This window comes from Mycobacterium ahvazicum (assembly GCF_900176255.2).
GTDB lineage: Bacteria > Actinomycetota > Actinomycetes > Mycobacteriales > Mycobacteriaceae > Mycobacterium > Mycobacterium ahvazicum.
In genome coordinates this window covers 547,705-565,096 of the sequence record NZ_FXEG02000003.1, presented here as the reverse complement: position 1 = coordinate 565,096, position 17,392 = coordinate 547,705, and the positions used below count along the sequence as shown (strand labels likewise).

General features: G+C 65.4%; 18 protein-coding genes. 10 read left to right on the top strand and 8 right to left on the bottom strand.

The genetic code is table 11. From position 1 onward, the window contains the following. Nucleotides 1-141: 141 nt before the first annotated feature. Nucleotides 142-1,137 carry an Acg family FMN-binding oxidoreductase gene (locus tag MAAFP003_RS15340; protein WP_096288248.1) on the bottom strand — a complete coding sequence of 332 codons (996 nt, stop codon included), beginning with the start codon at nt 1,135-1,137 and terminating at the stop codon, nt 142-144. Between the two features lie 99 nt (nt 1,138-1,236). Here MAAFP003_RS15340 and MAAFP003_RS15335 point away from each other — a divergent pair, with 99 nt between their 5' ends. Next, entirely contained in the window at nt 1,237-2,208 is a 972-nt protein-coding gene (locus MAAFP003_RS15335) for an aldo/keto reductase (RefSeq protein WP_096288246.1), read from the top strand. A 7-nt stretch (nt 2,209-2,215) separates the two neighbouring features. On the opposite strand, the gene MAAFP003_RS15330 is transcribed toward MAAFP003_RS15335, so the two are convergent. Continuing rightward, the gene (locus MAAFP003_RS15330; RefSeq protein ID WP_096288244.1) at nt 2,216-3,349 is read right to left on the bottom strand and encodes a phosphotransferase; all 1,134 of its coding nucleotides are present in this window, start codon (nt 3,347-3,349) and stop codon (nt 2,216-2,218) included. Nucleotides 3,350-3,467: 118 nt separating this feature from the next. Further along, complete coding sequence (locus tag MAAFP003_RS15325; protein ID WP_096288242.1) at nt 3,468-4,076, bottom strand: TetR/AcrR family transcriptional regulator; 609 nt, start codon at nt 4,074-4,076, stop codon at nt 3,468-3,470. A gap of 138 nt (nt 4,077-4,214) precedes the next feature. Here MAAFP003_RS15325 and MAAFP003_RS15320 point away from each other — a divergent pair, with 138 nt between their 5' ends. Together MAAFP003_RS15320 and MAAFP003_RS15315 are read left to right on the top strand one after the other, a co-directional pair. Further along, nucleotides 4,215-5,345: an Rv3169 family protein gene (locus MAAFP003_RS15320; RefSeq protein ID WP_096291182.1), complete on the top strand. Its 1,131-nt coding sequence runs from the start codon at nt 4,215-4,217 to the stop codon at nt 5,343-5,345. Continuing rightward, on the top strand, nt 5,342-6,412 hold the full coding sequence (locus MAAFP003_RS15315; RefSeq protein ID WP_096288240.1) for a phosphotransferase family protein: 1,071 nt from the start codon (nt 5,342-5,344) through the stop codon (nt 6,410-6,412). Before MAAFP003_RS15320 ends, MAAFP003_RS15315 begins: the two co-directional genes overlap by 4 nt. A gap of 5 nt (nt 6,413-6,417) precedes the next feature. On the opposite strand, the gene MAAFP003_RS15310 is transcribed toward MAAFP003_RS15315, so the two are convergent. From MAAFP003_RS15310 to MAAFP003_RS15300, 3 genes are all read right to left on the bottom strand, one after another. Then, a complete protein-coding gene (locus MAAFP003_RS15310) occupies nt 6,418-7,533 on the bottom strand; it encodes an NAD-dependent epimerase/dehydratase family protein (protein ID WP_096288238.1) in 1,116 nt (371 codons plus the stop codon). Nucleotides 7,534-7,541: 8 nt separating this feature from the next. Continuing rightward, nucleotides 7,542-8,072, bottom strand: coding sequence for a nuclear transport factor 2 family protein (locus MAAFP003_RS15305; RefSeq protein ID WP_096288236.1), 531 nt, complete (start codon nt 8,070-8,072; stop codon nt 7,542-7,544). A gap of 85 nt (nt 8,073-8,157) precedes the next feature. After that, entirely contained in the window at nt 8,158-8,970 is an 813-nt protein-coding gene (locus tag MAAFP003_RS15300) for an acyl-CoA thioesterase (RefSeq protein ID WP_096288234.1), read from the bottom strand. A 129-nt stretch (nt 8,971-9,099) separates the two neighbouring features. Between MAAFP003_RS15300 and MAAFP003_RS15295 the strand changes: the two genes are divergently transcribed. The 5 genes from MAAFP003_RS15295 (at nt 9,100) to MAAFP003_RS15275 (ending at nt 13,196) form a co-directional block, all read left to right on the top strand. After that, nucleotides 9,100-9,498: a nuclear transport factor 2 family protein gene (locus MAAFP003_RS15295; protein WP_165796413.1), complete on the top strand. Its 399-nt coding sequence runs from the start codon at nt 9,100-9,102 to the stop codon at nt 9,496-9,498. Between the two features lie 78 nt (nt 9,499-9,576). Further along, a complete protein-coding gene (locus tag MAAFP003_RS15290) occupies nt 9,577-10,905 on the top strand; it encodes an acyl-CoA dehydrogenase family protein (protein WP_341477093.1) in 1,329 nt (442 codons plus the stop codon). Continuing rightward, the gene (locus MAAFP003_RS15285) at nt 10,902-11,921 is read left to right on the top strand and encodes a zinc-dependent alcohol dehydrogenase family protein (protein WP_096288230.1); all 1,020 of its coding nucleotides are present in this window, start codon (nt 10,902-10,904) and stop codon (nt 11,919-11,921) included. The genes MAAFP003_RS15290 and MAAFP003_RS15285 overlap by 4 nt, the downstream gene beginning before the upstream one ends. A 17-nt stretch (nt 11,922-11,938) precedes the next feature. Beyond that, complete coding sequence (locus MAAFP003_RS15280; RefSeq protein WP_096288228.1) at nt 11,939-12,523, top strand: TetR family transcriptional regulator; 585 nt, start codon at nt 11,939-11,941, stop codon at nt 12,521-12,523. A 40-nt stretch (nt 12,524-12,563) separates the two neighbouring features. Beyond that, nucleotides 12,564-13,196, top strand: a complete 633-nt coding sequence (locus MAAFP003_RS15275; protein WP_096288226.1) for a TetR/AcrR family transcriptional regulator — start codon at nt 12,564-12,566, stop codon at nt 13,194-13,196. On the opposite strand, the gene MAAFP003_RS15270 is transcribed toward MAAFP003_RS15275, so the two are convergent. Continuing rightward, nucleotides 13,148-13,912 carry an SDR family NAD(P)-dependent oxidoreductase gene (locus MAAFP003_RS15270; RefSeq protein WP_096288224.1) on the bottom strand — a complete coding sequence of 255 codons (765 nt, stop codon included), beginning with the start codon at nt 13,910-13,912 and terminating at the stop codon, nt 13,148-13,150. The genes MAAFP003_RS15275 and MAAFP003_RS15270 overlap by 49 nt on opposite strands. Then, on the bottom strand, nt 13,909-14,940 hold the full coding sequence (locus MAAFP003_RS15265) for a phosphotransferase family protein (protein WP_165796412.1): 1,032 nt from the start codon (nt 14,938-14,940) through the stop codon (nt 13,909-13,911). The genes MAAFP003_RS15270 and MAAFP003_RS15265 overlap by 4 nt, the downstream gene beginning before the upstream one ends. 307 nt (nt 14,941-15,247) lie before the next feature. Here MAAFP003_RS15265 and MAAFP003_RS15260 point away from each other — a divergent pair, with 307 nt between their 5' ends. Beyond that, complete coding sequence (locus MAAFP003_RS15260; RefSeq protein ID WP_096288220.1) at nt 15,248-16,480, top strand: acyl-CoA dehydrogenase family protein; 1,233 nt, start codon at nt 15,248-15,250, stop codon at nt 16,478-16,480. 30 nt (nt 16,481-16,510) lie between these two features. After that, nucleotides 16,511-17,377, top strand: coding sequence for a hypothetical protein (locus MAAFP003_RS15255; protein ID WP_096288218.1), 867 nt, complete (start codon nt 16,511-16,513; stop codon nt 17,375-17,377). The last annotated feature ends 15 nt before the right edge of the window (nt 17,378-17,392 follow it).

Genomic DNA, 17,392 nt, shown 5'->3' with positions numbered 1-17,392 from the left:
CTTTGCCGATGCAATCTTCGTCTGCCCGAGCGCTCAAATACTCCAATCTCCTGAACATTACTTTTCCGCATTACGTCCGACGAGGGCATTACGGCCCCTTCCAGGAGGCCGTAGGTCGCATCGCGCAGAGTCTGGCGGAGCTCAACCAGATTCGTTGGGATTGAATGTCAGAACCTCACCGAGCGGCCGCCGCGGCGTCAGTGGGGCTGCGTCGGTGGGGCCAAGTGCTTCGCCGACACGGATCAGGAGTTGTGGCATCGCCGCCCGCCCGATCAGGGTCGCGATGAGATCGCGGCTGGCCCACAGTTCGGTGAGTTGGGTCAGTGTGCACGTCGCCATCCCGGCTAACGTGCACTCCAACAACACCGCGGACAACGCTTCGCCACATCGCAGAGCATCAGCGGGCGTGTCCTCGTCGGTCGACAACACGAGCACGGTGGATTGGTCTCTTCCAAGCGGCGTGTGCCGCTCGTTGTGCGGGCTAACCGGGAAGGCCCTTCCGATGTCGACCTGATCGTTCTCGGCTGCCGACAACAGCGAGGTGCGCGGAATTCCGTCAACGTTCTCGAAATGACCTGTCCACCAGTCTAATTCGGTATGATACGAGGTATCGTATAGCCGCAGCGACTCGGTGAGCCGGGACGCGCGGGCTAATTGTGGCCGCAGCTCTTCAGGGATCACGTCGAGGTGAACTGTGGCGGTGTCCGCGGCTTCGCGCAGCCTCGCCTCCAACGCCGCCCAGTTGCTCGGTGGGGAGAAGGGGAGCCGATCGGTGCGCCGGTGCGCGATGGCCTCGGCTCGCGAGCGCCGGTCATCGGTGACGGGACGCTGCGGGCCGAGATCGACGGACGCGAGTAGATCGGAGTTCTCCGGGTCCGGAAAGAGATCGACCCGGCTGTCCCACCCTGCTGCTGCCAACGCCACGCGCAGATGGTCGAGCACGGCGCCGCAACTGATCAGCGCCTCGCGGCCCGATTTGTCGGCGGCCGGCAGGCTGCGGCTTTCATCGATGTAGAGGAGCAACCGTGAGCCGGTGGCAACCCACTGCCAGGGCTGGCTGTTGTGCAACGACGGGGCCCGGCAGGCCAGCTGCACGGCGTCCCTGACTACGTCGATGTCCACCAACGCATCCGGCATGTTCGACCTCCAATCTAAGGTCAATCGTGGAACACGAGCGCGAACAGCGCCAGGGTCGTTGGTCCTCGAGTCCAACAGGCACGAACAGGAGAACGTGGCATGAAACAGGCTCACCTCGGCGACCTGCAGGTCGGCCGTATCGGCTTGGGCGCGATGGGTATGTCCGCCGCGTATTCGATCGGTGGGTTCGACGACGCCGAATCCATCCGCACGGTGCACCGCGCCATCGATCTCGGTGTCACGCTGATCGACACCGCGGAGATCTACGGCCCCTTCGTCAACGAGGAGCTGCTCGCCCGCGCGCTGGAGGGCCGGCGTGACCGCGTGTTGCTGGCCACCAAATTCGGCCTGATCTCGCACACCGGACGCAACGGCCTCGACAGCAGCCCCGCCAGTATCCGCGTCGCGGTCGACGGATCGCTGAAGAGGCTGGCGACCGACCACATTGACCTCTACTACCAACACCGCCTAGACCGCGACACCCCGATCGAGGACACCATGGGAGCGCTCGCGGAGTTGGTCGCCGCCGGCAAGATTCGGCACATCGGTCTTTCCGAGGTCGGTGTCAACACCATCCGCCGCGCGCACGCGGTGCACCCCGTCGCCGCCGTGCAATCGGAGTACTCACTGTGGACCCGCGACCCCGAAGACGGGATCCTGGCGGTGCTGCGCGAGCTGGGAATCGGGTTCGTCCCATACTCGCCGCTGGGCCGGGGCTTCCTCACCGGCACAATACGATCCAACGCGGAGTTTCCCGACACCGACTATCGCAAGACCAACCCGCGCTTCTTCGACGAGAACTTCCAGCACAACCTGCGCAGCGCGGACGAGCTGCGTGAGATCAGCACCGACATCGGCGCCACCCCGGCTCAGGTCGCACTGGCCTGGCTGTTGGCCAAGGGATCCGACATCGTGCCCATTCCGGGGACCAAAAAGGTTGCGCGCCTTGAGGAGAACGTCGGTGCCGACGGCGTCGAACTCTCGCCTGAGCAGCTCTCCCGGCTGGACCAACTCACCCCGGCCGCCGGGGGCCATCACGCCGAAGCGCAAATGGAATGGATCGACCGCTAGCCGCTGGCTACAACGAACGTTTCAGCGCGGCAACGGTTTCCAGGTCTTCGAGGGCCGCGACACCGCGTCGCAAGCCTTCCATCGCGATGTCTTCGACCTGCATTCCGCCCATGCCCGCGGTGATCAACGGTGCGACATAGGCATACAGTGCGGCCTGCCGGTAGCGCAGCCAGAGGTCGTCGCGGTCCAGATCGGGTCCGCCGGCTGCGAGCAGTGCCTGTCGATAGATGTCGAGCAGTTCGCGCTGGGCACTCTGGCGGTCGTCGGGCGTAAGGCTCGTGACCAGGGTGTAGGCCAGTTCGCGGGACGGATGGCCGCGTCGCACGGCCTGCCAATCCAGTAGCCCGGCCTCGCCGTGGCGGAAGTAGATGTTGCCGGGGTGGGCATCGCCGTGCATGACGGTATGCGGTGCGGTGTCGATCACCGCGGCGACCGCGCGGTAGTTCTCGGCGATGAATCGGCCGTTCTCCACCGGGATGGTGGTGCGCTCAGCGAGGCGCTTCATCGAGGTGGTCATCAGTGAACCGGTCAACAGCGATGTGACGTCACCCGACGGTGTGTAGAGCCAGCCCAGCGGGCCGCGCCCGTTCTGGCGCATGCGGTTCCAGAACGTCGCGTGCAGGGTCGCCAGCAACTCGACGACGAGGCCCGCCTGGTCGGTGGACAGCGGGTGCAACGTGTCGGGGAAGACGCACGACTCGGGCAGGTCTTCCAGCACCAGCAGGTAGCGACCGGTCCAGGTGTCGAAAGCCGCGCCGTAGGCGATCGGGACGCCCGGGAGTTCCGGGGCGAGCTGGCTGTAGAAGCGCACCTCGGTGTGGCCCAGCCGGCCCAGCTCACCCATCAGCCGGGTGGCGGCGGTCTGCGCCGTGATCTTGACGAAGACCGACTCCGGTACGTCGTCGCCCGTCAGCACGAGCCGGGCCCGCGACGAGGTGCCGGCATCGCTGTTGAGCACCCGGATCGACCTGACATTTCGGCCCATCACGCGCGACAGCGCGGCGGTGGTGAGGTCGTCGACCGTACGGGGCAGTCCCGCCCGGCTGCCGACGACGGCGTCGGCGGTCACCCGGCCGATTCCCCGGCCGAGATGCGCGGCCAGTCCGACGACGGAAATGGCCTGTTCAACCGCATGTGTCATGACTGTCCATCCCTGGGTGCACCGGCGCCGGATCCAGGGAGCGGCGCGCGCGTACGAGTTGCCGAGACAAAAATAGCTCAATGTCTGGACATCAGACAAAGTGAGACTAATGTCTGATCTATGGCACCAGGGCTCGTACCAGGAACTGCTCGACGAATTCGCGCTTGTCGGCAACCGGGCGGAGTCGCCATGCCGGCGACAGCAGGAACAGCGTCGTCGTGCTCAGCCATTGCACGATCGAGCGGGGGTCGAGGTCGGTGTAGAGCTTGCCCGCGTCCTTCCATCGCTGCAGCAGCGGGCCGTAGTGCGCCAACATCAGTTCGATCATCGGTTCGGAGCCCAGCTGTAGAGCCGCCGGCACGGCGGTGCTCTCCGCGGCGAACAGCGCCTCGTTCAACGGGTTGCCCGCCACCGACTCCACCCGCGCCAACACCATCTCGGGTAGCGAACGCACCGGGTCGTCGGGGTGACGCAACGAGCCGACCAACTCGCCCAGCGCCGTGTCGACCCGCGCCAGCATCAAACCCAGCAGGACCTCGTCGCGGTTGGGGAAGTAGCGGTACACCGTCGAGCGGGATACGCCAGCCTCATCGGCCAACTCGGCCATCCGGATCTGGGCGTTGCCCCGACGCACGATGCAGCGGCCCGCAGCGTCCAGCAGCCGCCGCCGCGCCTCCTCGTCATCGAGGATCGCGCGGTCGTCGCCCCACCACCGGCTCGGCTCCATTGCAGCGATAGTAGGGGATGCGTTGTGCCATTGAGTATCTGATGCGCGAGGTTTCGTCACAAATTTTTCGCCGACCCGATGTGGTCGTTAAAACCGTTCGACGACAGTCGATTTCGTCATCAGGTGGAAAGGCAATTCATGGGTTACAGTGCCGCCGACGAGTCGTTCACCCATCAGCTGCCGACGACATTCGATCAGGTGCATGATCCCGATCCGACTTGGTCGGACCGGTGTTACTTCTTCGCCGCCTCGCCGGACGGCACCCTGCTGCTGGCCAGCGGCTACGGTAACAACCCGAACACCGGCACCGGGTTGGGATACGTCAAGGTCAGTTTCGCCGACGGCCGGCACTGGGATCTGTTGGCCGGACGTCCGATTGACGGTGGCGGCCGCGGCGATCTGAGGGCGGGTCCGATGCGCTGGACCTGTGTCGAGCCCCTGAAGAAGTGGCGTCTCGACGTGGAGCCCAACGATTCCGGAATCGCGTGGGAGCTCTATTACGAGCCCAGCGCGCCGATGTGGGAGCTGTTGCCGATGAAGGTGCACGACTCCGATGGCCGGATGCTCGCCGACATGTACCACATGAAAGAGCCGGGAAGATGGACCGGCTGGGTGCAGATCGACGGCGAGCGGATCAGTGTCGACGGCTTCCACGGCGGCCGGGATCGCACTTTCGGGGTGCGTGTCTCCGACAAGATCGATTTCTGGTTGTGGCTCGACGCCGGTTTCGAAAACCGTGCGATCGAGGCATGGATCATCGAATCATCCGATGGCACAGTCAACTACGTAGACGGCGGCATCACCCACAATAACGGCACGCTATCGAAGCGATTCGTGAAGATCGAGCACGACGTAGAATTCGACGCCGACCGCAAACGGCCCGCGCGGGCGGTGCTCGTTTTCACCGACGAGGACGGCACGACCTACCGGGTCACGGCCGACGCTCCGCATCAACACGTCAACGCCTACTACGGCCTGCCGATGGCGCACTGCCAGTATCAGGACCTCGGCGACGGTGCATACTTCATCCACTTCCAATGGGACAGCACTGATTCCGCGCAACTCAGCGAGACCGAGGGTAAATCGATGGCGCTGGACCAGTTGATGCGGTTTGAACTCGACGGCGACACCGGCTGGGGCATCTTCGAATTGCTGATGGGCGGCCGGGGCTATGCCCGTTACCCGAACTGGGCGGCGATGGACATGTCGGCCTTCACGCAGGACAAAACCCCGGTCGAACGGCTGCCGGACGATGGAGTGCGCCAATGACGCACGACACCAGCGTCGCTGAGTGTTTGACCGCGTGGCTGCGCACCCAACTCAACGCCGCCGAGGTCCGCATCGAGGGCCTCGATCGGGTGAACTTCGGCCACTCCGCCGAGATGATGGTGCTCACGGTCGTCACCGGGGACACCCGCCGTGATGTAGTGGTGCGGCTGCGCCCCAAACCGCCTGCGCTGCTGGAACCTTACGATCTCGCGCGTCAGTTCTCGATCCTGCGGGCGTTGCAGGACAGCGCTGTTCGTGTTCCGCCGGCACTGTGGCTCGAGGACAGCGGCGACGTCCTGGGACGGCCATTCTTCGTGATGGAGCGGGTCGGCGGTGACGTCTACGAAATGGAAGCACCCGCCGACGCGCCGGGCGCGACGGTGGTGCGGATGTGTCAAAGCCTGGCCGAACAGCTTGCGGCCATCCATTCTGTCGACCTCGAGCAGACCGGGCTTGACGCCCTTGACGACGGCGGCAACCACCTGCGCCGCGAACTCGACCATTGGGCAACCGAAATGGACCGGGTCAAGCGGGATTCATTGCCCGCGCTGGAACGGCTTTTGCAGGCACTGCGGGACAGCTTGCCGGAGCCGTGTCCGAAAGTCGCCCTGGTGCACGGGGACGCCAAACCGGGCAACTTCGCGTTCACCGACGGGGAGGTCAGTGCGGTCTTCGACTGGGAGATGACCACCATCGGTGATCCTCTGACCGACATCGGCTGGCTCGAACTGCTCTGGATGCAGCCGGTCGGCATCACCAGTCACCCTGACGCGCTGGGCATCGAGGCACTTCTCGAGCACTACCAAAAGGCCAGCGGCATCACGCTGCAGAACCGTTCCTGGTATCGCGCGTTCAACGCGTACAAGATGGCCGTCATCTGCCTGATCGCTGCCATGCTCGTCGATGATGGGCATAGCGACGATCAGAAAATGCTGCTCGCCGCGTACGGCACCTCGATGCTCACCCAGGTCGGGCTGTCGGAGTTCGGTATCACCGAGCCGATCGACGACGGTCCGGTTCTGCCACGTGAGGAACGCATCCAGCAACTGCAGGCATCCGCCCGCTAGGGGTATCAGTCCGATTGCTTGTCGGCATGGGCCAGCGCCGCAGGGCCGTACTTGTTTTCGATCATCGCCCAGGGGTCGGAGTAGGGACCACGGCCCTCGGCGCGGTTCTGCAGCTTGATCACGATGCGCAGTACCGGCCGCAGTATCGGACCCAGGACACGCAAGACGGTGCGCGTTTTCCCCTGGGATTTACTAACCCAGTCCATGGTTTGCTGCCAGTCGTGCTCTTGAAAGCCAAGCAGCGCTTGCGCTTCCGTGGTGTCGTACCAGCCGGTGAAACTCCAGCCCCGGTCGTCGTCGGGATCGCCGGTCAGACCCGCTGACGGACCGAGGCGACCCAGTCCGACGGCGGTCATCAGGTCACCCTCGAGTTCATGCTGAAGCATGACGCACGTTTCGTTTCCCCCGATCAGCAGCGCCTTGCCGGAAATCGTGGCTTCGCGATCGACACCGTTGGCAAATGCCAGCGCCGCGTCTCGTGCGTCTACCGTGTGAATCCGGTTGTCGACGGGCATAGAACGCATGATCACCAGGTTGTCACCGTCCACCCCACCCGATTGGGTGTCCGGCGAGATGACGCCGGCCAGTCGGTACAGCGCATGGGGGAGACCGCTGGCCCGGATCGCGGCTTCCGCCAGCACTTTGTCCTGCCCATACTGATCGATGGGGTTCACCGGAGTATCGGGGGTGATTCGTTCTGGAAACCGGTGGGGATTGCGGGAGCCGTAGACCGCGGCACTGGACGCCAGCAGGAACAGCGGAGGCCGCGGCAGTGCGGTGGCCGCCGCCAACAGGTTTTCGGTGCCCCCGACGTTGACCTTTCGTGCAAGCGCGGGATTGCGGTACGAAACCGGTGCGACCACCGCGGCCAGATGAATGATGGCTCCCGGCTGGTGGGTCATGATCAGCTCCCGCACCGCTTCGGCGTCGGTCAAGTCGACGTAGCTGGTAATCAGCGCCTCGGGTTTGGCGCTGGCCGACAATTCTTTCTGCACCGCAACGGTTTTGTCGTTTCGTAGGTCGGTCGCGATGACCGTTCGGCCCCGCTCGAGCAGAATCTGAGCGCATCGCTTGCCGACCTGTCCGAACGCGCCGGTAACCAGGATGGTGTCGACAGTCATGAAGTCTCCTATTTCTCCAGCAGCCGGTTGGCGAACCTGGCGGCGGTATTGCGGATCCGGTTGGAGATGTAGAACGAGAAAACCGGTGTGACGATGTCCTCACGCAGCCGAGTTAGCTTGGAGCTCTTGATAAGCCACTGCCCGGCCACGTTTTCGTAGGTCTCGTGGTAATGGCCGTAGCCCACCAGGCTGACGCCGGGCCCGAACCGCACGACATCTTGCAGCGCCCACACCCCGCGCGCCGTCGTCGCCGACGTGAGCTCGATCTCGGGGGCGTGTACCTGGTGTGCCGTGGCCTGTGCGGCGCGTCCGATGCTCTTGCGGGTGAACGCGACGAAGTCGTCGGCGCCGGTGATCAGTTTTCCGCCCGCCTCGGAGGTGTCGCTGACGAAGTCGTCAGCGAAGATCGCACGCCACGCGGCCCAGTCCTTGGTGTCCAGGTGCCGGCAGTAGCGGGCCTTGAGTTGCTTGATGGACTCGATCGCCAGCAGTGCGGCGGCCTGGTCGTCCGCGATCACATCGTTCGGGCGCTCAGTCATTGCGGCTCGATTCTGGTGCACCGGTCTTTTGCGAGGTCATGCCCAGCCTGACATTGATGCGCGAGCCGCTCATCAGCGGGGCCGGTCAGGCCTTGAAGTAGACGATCTGATGCGTGCTGGCCAGCAGCACGCCGTGGCGACTCCACACTTGCGCGCTCTGATCGGAGTATCCGTGGGTGAACCGATCGGCGTGAGCGCAGGCCAGGACGAAGTCGCCGCCAAGCGCGTCCAGCTCCTGCTGATCGGCATGGAAGTAGGTTGTCATCGAGATGGTCCCGACCGGGACGACGCCGCCGCGGCGCTGAAACACCCGCGGGTAGAACACGTCGCACAGGGCGGCCAGCGCCGGGTAGTCGACCGGGCGCTGCGCGCGGTCGCGCACCCACAGTGCGATCTCCGATGCCGGGCTGGGCTGGGCGCCGGGGCCGGGAAACGCACCCTCGGCGAAGCGCATGTCGTACAGGCGCGCCCAGGCGACGACGATCTCCGGGCCGCCTCCGGGAGCCAGTTGTTCCGGGGGAGGCGCGCTCGGTGGCCGGGCTTCGGTGTCGGCCCAGGTATCGCGCCGGATACCGAAGACCGCGGTCGCGGTGGTCTTGACGTCACCGCCTTGGCTGAGCTCGGCAATCCAGTGCTGACTGCTGCGGTTGGTGCGCGGGGTCCGAAGGCGGATGTCGAAGTCGCCGTCGGCGACGGGGCCGGCGAAGTTGATGGTCACCGCCAGCGGCTCACCGATACAGCCGGGGTGAGTCTCGATGGCACGCAGCAGGATTGCCGTGGTGATCCCGCCGAACGGGCCGACCATGTTGGCCCACTCCGGATGCGTGCGGCCGCGCCTGGTGTCGGCATCCAGGACATCGAGCCGCAGGGCTCTGTCGAAAGGGTGGATCGGCGTCATGCTGACGGCAGACTACTTCGCGGCGACCCGAACTCCGGACACCGGGGTTATCACATTCGGCTGAAGCCCCGGCGCATTGGAAATCGGTGTTATTTTGAGAACCCGCCGCGGCTGCCTGGGAGGGCCGATATGACCGAGTCGTCGACGCGGGCGTTGCTCACGGCACTGGTGGCCGCGTTCGGCGATGCCGAGCGTGTCACCGAACTGCTAGCGCCCAAGGCGCAGTGGTGGATCACCCCGGCGGTCGGGGTGCTGGGCAGCCCGACGGTGGGGCGCGACGCGATCCGGGCCGGCATGCGCATCATTTTCGGCCAGCTGTACGCCGACGTGCGGACGACGGTGCACCACGTGCTCTGTGATGACGACATGGGTGCGGCGCGCTTCACGATGCGGGCAACAGCGTTGTTCGCCGGGCGGCAATCCTACGAGAACGAGTACTGCGTGTGGGTGCAGGTGCAGGACGGGTTGATTATCCGGGTCTGGGAGTATCTCGACGTTGCCCATGCGACAGCGCAATTCAGCTCATGATCGATCGAGGGTGCGGCAGGAGTTGCGCCAATGCATGAAACCATGATTACACTGTGATTTCGCTGTAAGGAATTGTCGATGCCGCGAGCACGGTCGATGGCGAGGAACGCGATGGCATGGGATTTCGAGACGGATCCGGATTTCGCTGAAAAGCTGTCCTGGATGCGCGGTTTCATCGATTCCGAGGTCATCCCGCTGGAACCGATCCTTGCCGAGATTTCGCCCGACCAGTGGCTGCCGGTCAAGCGCTACCTGCAGGACCAGGTCAAGGCGCAGGGGTTATGGGGTTTGTTCCTCGATCCCGGCCTCGGCGGTGCGGGGCTGGGCCAGCTCAAGCTCGCGCTGATGTCGGAGATCATCGGCCGGTGCATGGTGTCGATGGAGCTGTTCGGGGTCCAGGCGCCCGACAGCGGGAACATGGAGTTGCTGGCACACGGGGCGACCGACGCGCAGAAGCAGCGCTGGTTGTACCCCAATCTCAGCGGGGAGATATCGAGCGCGTTCGCGCTGACCGAACCGTTCCTGGCCGGCGCCGACCCGACCGTCATCGCCACCACCGCCGTGCTCGACGGCGGAGACTGGATCATCAACGGCCACAAGTGGTTTACCACCAACGCGTCCTGCGCCGACATCATCTTGGTGGTCGCGGAGACCGATCCCGCCGGCCGGCCGCACCGGCACGCGTCGATCTTCGTGGTGCCGACCGGAACGCCGGGGTGCAACATCGTCCGGGACATTCCCACCATGGCGCATCCCGATCCGGAGTTCGGCCGGCGTGGCAACCATGCCGAGGTGGTTTTCACCGACTGTCGGGTTCCCGCGGATCACCTGATCGGCCCGCGTGGCGGCGGATTCGTGCTGGCGCAGCAGCGTCTCGGCGGCGGACGTATTCACCACTCGATGCGTTGGCTCGGGCAGGCGCAGCGCGCCCTGGATATCATGGGTGAACGTGCGGTCTCGCGCCGGTCACATGGCCGCCTGTTGGGCGAACACCAGCTGGTGCAGGACTATATCGCGTTGTCGCATACAGAGATTCAGGCCGCGCGATTGCTGACCTTCCAGACCGCTTGGAAGATGGACCGTTTCGGCGCGGGGGAGGTGCGCGCCGAGCTGGGCATGATCAAGGCTCATGTTTCGAAGGTGGTGCTCGCGGTCCTCGATCGCACCATCCAGGTATGCGGGGCGTTGGGGTACTCCGGGGACCTGCCGGTCGAATCGTGGTACCGGATGACGCGGTTCGGATCGATCGGCGACGGGCCCGACGAGCTGCACAAGTCGGTGTTGGCCCGGCATGTGCTCAAGAAGTACCGTCCGGTGGAAGCCTGGCCGACCGACCACCTTCCGTCGCGGCGGCCGGCCGCGGAACAGAAGTGGCAGGCACTACGTCAGGAGGCAGGCGTCGCATGAGTATTCCGGACCGTCAGCAGGCCATCGTCATGCCCGGGCCCGGCGAGCCCGTGCGGACCGTCGAGATGCCGGTGGGTGAGCCCGGTCCCGGGCAGGTGCTGGTCAAGGTCAACGCCTCGAGCCTTAATTTCCACGACAACATCAATCTGATGGGCCTGCTGCCCGGGCCCTGGCCGCGCGTACCGATGACCGATGGCGCCGGGGAAGTGGTGGCGATCGGGCCGGGAGTCGACGAGTTGCGGCCAGGAGATCGGGTCATGGGAGCGTTTCATCCGGGCTGGCAGGACGGGCCGCCCAACCCGGAAGCCAAGCGTGAGGTGCCCGGTGATACCTGCGACGGGTGGCTGCAGCAATACCGGGTCGAACATGTCGCCGGCCTGGTCCGCACGCCTGCGCACCTCAGCGATGTCGAAGCCGCGACAATCCCCTGCGCGGGCGTCACGGCGTGGAGTGCGTTGGTGGAAGCCAACATCGGCGACGGGGACGTGGTGGTGACCCAGGGCACCGGTGGGGTATCGCTGTTCGCCGTGCAATTAGCCCGGCTGCGGGGTGCCACCGTGATCCTGACTTCGTCGTCTGACGACAAGCTCAAGGTCGGATCGGATTTGGGGGCAACGCATCTCGTCAACTACCGAACCCACCCGGACTGGGAGACGCAGGTCAAGGAACTGACCGCCGGTCGCGGCGCCAAGTTGGTCGTCGACCTCGGTGGTCCTGCGACGCTGCCGCATTCGCTGCACGCGGCCGCGATAGGCGGCACCATCGCGGTGATCGGTGTGCTCAGCGGATTCGACATGGCGTCCATCGCGGTTGCCGAGGTGATGCTGAACAACCTGCGCGTCATCGGAATCACGGTGGGCAGCGTGCGCGCTCACCGCGAGATGTGCGAGGTGGTGTCCACGGCCGGCATCAAACCGCAGATCAGCCACGTCCTCGACTGGGAGCAGCTCGACGAGGCGCTTCGGGTAATGCGGGCAAACGAACATATCGGCAAGATCGCCCTGACTATCCCGTAGCTTGCGAGGAGTAAGACGTGCCCGGCGAACTGGAGCTGGACGCGGACCAGATCGTGGCTGCCGCAGTGGAAATCATGCGGGAAAGTGGCCTGGACGCGATCAGCATGCGCAGCGTGGCTAACCGGTTGGGCGTCACGCCGCCACCGGTCTATTCCAGAATCGGAAACAAGGATGCGCTGATCGATGCGATCGCCGAGCACATGCTCGACGATCTCGCTCCGGAGCTGGAAAGCGACGAATCCTGGCCGGACTACGCGCGCCGCTGGACCCGTCAACTCCGCGCACGGCTGACCGATGCCGCCGACTGCCGGCTCTTCCTGCAGGCGAAGCGCCCGGCCTATCTGAAAGCATCGCGCCCGCTGCTGAAAAGCATGCGCCGCGACGGTATGTCGACCGATATGTCGGTGCGGGCCTGCCGCCTGTTGACCTGGGCGGCCGTGGGTTTCGTTGCGATGGACCATCCGCCGGGCACGAACTCGACGCGCCGGCGGGGCCGCCTGGCCGGCAGCGATCCGGCCGGCGTGACTCGCGAGGAAGTCGACGAGTTGTTCGCCACGCACATCGACTACCTGATCGAAGGTATTCGTCGCGACAGCGCTTAGCCTGCAGGGTCGCCGCGGCCGGGGCTTGTACGATGCAGCGATGGCCAAGCCGCTGATCCCGGCCGACGACATCCTCACCCACGCGCTGGACATGCTGGATTCCGAAGGCATCGAGGCGCTCAGCGTCCGTCGACTATCGGCCGCACTGAAGATCTCGCCTCGGACGCTGTATCAGCAGGTCGGCAATCGCGAAGCGTTGATCAGGGCGCTGGTCGCGCGCCACTTTGCGCAGCTGAAGCTCGACTTCAAGGAATACGACACCTGGGAGTCGACGGCACTGCATTGGTGTCAGGCGTTGCACGACGCCCTGCGAGCGCATCCGTTTCTGACCGAGCTGATGACCATCGACGACCGCAGCGCCGTTGCCGATTACGTCAACGCCTTACTCAAAGCCACTCTGCAAGAAGGAATTCCGCGCCCGCTGGCCACCGAGTGCTGCCGTGGCCTGGCGCACATGACGATCAATCATTCCATCGTCGAGGTGCGCGGGCTGCGCGAACCGAAGCGCTCGGAGTCCGAGACAGCCAAGATCGATCGGAATTTTCCCCGGCTGGTCGAGTGGGTGATCTCCGGGGTGCGCGCCGAGGCCGGGGCGTCGATGCCGCAGCGAAGCGGTGCCGCTGATCAGCCGGAGACACCGCCGTCGATGGTCATCAGTGACCCGGTGGTGTAACTCGACGCGTCGGAGAGCAAATAAACGACAGCTCCGACGATCTCGTCAGGCCGGCCCACCCGACGAAGCGCGATGCGGCGGACCAGTTCCGGCAGCAGGTCGGGGTCGCGGACGAAGCCCGACGCCGCGTCGGTATCGAAGGTCCCGCAGATGATCCCATTGACCCGCACGCCCACACCGGCGTATTCGATGGCCGAGGCGGTGGTCAGCGCGTTGAGGCCGGCTTTGGCCGCCGCGTAGACCGTAGTAACGGGAGTGGGTTTCACCGACGCCAGCGAACTGATGTTGATGACCGATCCACCGCCGGTCGCGGCCATTGCCGTGGCAGCCAGCGCCGTCAACCGGGTTGGGCCTTTCAGGTTGACGCCGATCACCTTGTCGAACAACACCTCTGAGGTTTCCAGCAGCGAGGGCGCAAGCGGGCTCATGCCGGCGTTGTTGACCAGGCCGTCCAGTCGGCCCCACCGGGAAACGGTGGTCTCGACGATGCCGGGGAGAGACTCCCAATCACCGACATGGCAGGCCAACGGGTGGGCCTGTCCGCCCGACTCGGTGATCGTGGCAGCTAGTGCCTCGCACGACTCGATTTTCCGGCTGGCGATCACCACTCGTGCGCCGCGCGCGGCCAGCCCGACACTCATCGCGGCACCTAGTCCGCGGCTGCCGCCGGTGACCAGGATGACCCGGTCGGCGACGTCGAACAGCTCGTCGATCATTGCGCGAACCTCCTTGCGCGGCTGAGCAGTTCATCGATCACCGCTCCGAAGAACTCATGGACGGGATTGCGGGACTCGCCGCGCAGAAACTTCGCGTAGGACGCCTCCAGGACGATCGCCAGCTTCCACGCACTGAACACCTGATACCAGCCGAACTGTGACAAATCGCGGCCGGTGGCCTCGCCGTAACGCTCGATCAGTTGATCCGGTGTCTGGCAATGGTCGCGATCAATGCCGTGCGCTGCGTCCGGCGACCCCAGCGCAATGGGATTTCCTGCCTCGGGCCAGAAGATCATCGCCCATGCCAGGTCGATCAGGGGATCGCCCACCGTCGTCATCTCGAAGTCGACGACGCAGGCGATCCGTGGTGGCGGCGCGGGTGACCAGATGACGTTGTCCAGCTTGTAGTCCCCGTGCATGACGGTGAGATCGCCGTCGTTGGGCAGGTTCTCGCGCAGCCAGCCGGCGAGCTCGTCCACGCCGTCCAGCGGGCGGGTTCGATAATTCTGCAGTTGCGCGAGCCACCGATCGACCTGGCGCGGCAGAAACCCCTGCGGGTGCGACAATTCGGCCAGTGCCGTGTCCATCCAGTCGACCGAGTGCAACGCGACCAGGGTGTCGATCAGCTGTTCGCCGATCAAGTGGTGTGACGACGGAGCCCGGTGCAGCGCTTCGGGGAGTCCGTCGCGGCGGATCACGCCACCGTCGACGTAGGACATCACGAAAAAAGGCGCGCCCAGAATGGCGGGGTCCTCGCTGCGAGCCAGCACCGTGGGCACCGGTATTCCGGCGGCGCCCAGCGTCTCCATGATGCGCGCCTCGCGGATCACCTGGTGAGCGGTGTCCGAGACCGTGGCCAGTGGCGCCCGGCGCACCACCCAGGCCTGCCCCAGCCGGTCGATGCGGAACATCTCGCAGCTGCCGCCTCCGCGAATGGGCGCCACCGATACGTCCGCCGGCTCGCCGGTTGCCTCGGCCAGCCAATCGCGAAACCGCGGAACGTCGAAACCCGTTGCGGCAGCGGCCATGCGCCGATCCTCCGATCGCCGGTTAAAATAGCGCCGATTCCCAAACATATCAGCCCCGGACGCGTAATCGGCAGGGCGGCGAATGCGTCGAGCCTGCGCCTAGGGCGCAAATTTCCGAGATTTCTCGCCGTGGGCGCAGACTCAAAGCGGTGGACGCGTACTCGTTGACACTGCGGCGGCAGGACGTCGATGTGTACAGTCATTAGCCGGGCGCTGTACGGTCGCCCAGCACACGCTCGAGGTTTGGGCACGACAACGGTGTCGGGAGGTCAGCGGCGATGACGCACAGACGAATTCGGCACGCCTGGTGATCGACGAGACCGTAGCGGAGTTTCGCCGCCGGGCCAGGGCCTGGTTGGCCGAGAACATGCCGCGGCAGGGTCCCGCCGAAGCGGCGCTTCTCGAACGCGATGCGGAGGTGTCCTGGCACCGGGCGCGCGAATTGCAAAAGACGTTGTACGGCGGCGGATTCGCTGGCATCTGCTTTCCCCGGGAGTACGGCGGTCTCGGACTGGGCTACGAGTACAAGAAGGCCTTCGACGCCGAGGCGCAAGGCTATGAAACACCGTTGCTGCTCAACGTGCCGTCCTTCGCCATCTGCTGCGCCACCATCCTCGACATGGGCAGTGAGGAGCAGAAGCGCACCCACATCTCCGCGGCGCTGCGGGGCGACGAGGTGCTGGTCCAATTGCTGTCTGAGCCGAGTGGGGGATCGGACCTCGCGGGCGTCATCACCCGTGCCGACCGCCGGGACGGGCGGTGGATCATCAAAGGCGCCAAGACGTGGAGCACCTGGGCGTTCGCCGCGGACTACGGGTTATGCCTGGCCAGGACCGATTGGGACGCGCCAAAACACGAAGGGTTGACGATGTTCCTGGTGCCGCTCAAGCACCCCGGAATAACGATCAACCGCATCCGGCAAATCAACGGCTCCATCGAATTCTGCGAGGAATTCTTCGATGACGTCGAGGTGGGCGACGAAGCCGTCGTCGGCGAGCCGGGCAAGGGGTGGGAAGTCGCCTCGCGACAGCTCTACCACGAACGGCGCAGCATGGGCGACGGCTCGGAGTACACCAGCGGCCCGGGAATCTCTGAGGCCGAAGACGTTTCGATCGACCTACTGGCGCTCGCCGAAAAGACCGGCCAGCTGGACGACGAACGCGTCGGCGAGATGATCGGACGTGCCCTGGTCCACCGGACGGTGGCGCGTCAACTCAGCGAGCACGTCTTCCACGCCGTGGCCGGCGGTGCGCTGCCGCCGACCGCGGGATCGATCATTCGCTTGCAGATGGCCGCGGTCCACGACGTCGAAATCGATACCGCGATCGCCGTCGCGGGGACCTCCGCGGTCGTCGAGGACGACGCGCAGCTGCTCGATATCGGCATCCGGTATCTGGGCCGCCAGATCGCCAGCATCGGCGGCGGCACCACCGAAATGGCGCGCAACGTGATCGGCGAGCGGGTGTTGAACTTTCCCCGCGAGTACGCCGCCGACCGCGGCGTGCCGTTCAACCAGGTGCGGCGAAACAGACTGTCCTGACGGACCGAAGTCGGGGAGAGGTGGCCATAAGTGAGCGACCAATTGCGAGACATCCGAGAGTTGGCCGGCGACGCCGATGCCTATCGCGATGAGCTGTACCGCCGGTGGACCGGTCTGCTCAGTTACCGCTACATCGGCCGCAAGCACTCGTCGATGGACATCGGCGACGTCGACGACACCGTCGTGATCCGCCGCGACATGCGCAACGAGGCAGGCGGCATTATGGTTGCACCGCTGGCCATCTCGTCGCCCGAGGGATGTCAGACCGACATGGTCGCGGTGCCCAATCCGGTCATCGCGTCGGTGCAGATCATCGACCCCGGTTACGACGTCTCTGCCGTCGAGATCGTCGGCTCCGGCATCGTGCACCAAGGCCGGACCATGGGGTACGGGCGGTGCAAGATCGTCGACGCCGACAACCCGGACCGGGTGATCGCGTTCAACGAGGGCCAGGGCGCGATCATTGGGATCCCGCCGGAAGGGCTTGACAGGATGGATGTTTCGGGCACCGAGCTGGTTGTCGAGGACTCGCCCGAGCTGCCGCCGCTGTGGGCTGCCTTCGGGGCCTCCAGACGCGACGACGGACACTGGATACTGCCCGCGCTCAGCGCTGAACTCGCCTCGCCGGATGCGGCGCTGCACATCGGGCCCCAGCACGTCGTGCTGGAGACCGCGGCGATCGACCTGGCCGCCGATCTCGCCTGTACCCGCAAGCTGCAGGTCGTCAGCTGGCACGTCATGTTCATGTCCCGCGGGAAGGCCGGGCCGTTCCGGGTGGCGGGCACCGCCCATGCCGGCGGTCCCGGACGCATCGGCGTGCGCATGCTGCTGCACGACGAGGGCAACGCGGACAAGGCCGTGACGTCGGCCGCGGCGATCTTCGAGGTGGTCGGCTGATCGCGCCGCGGGGCT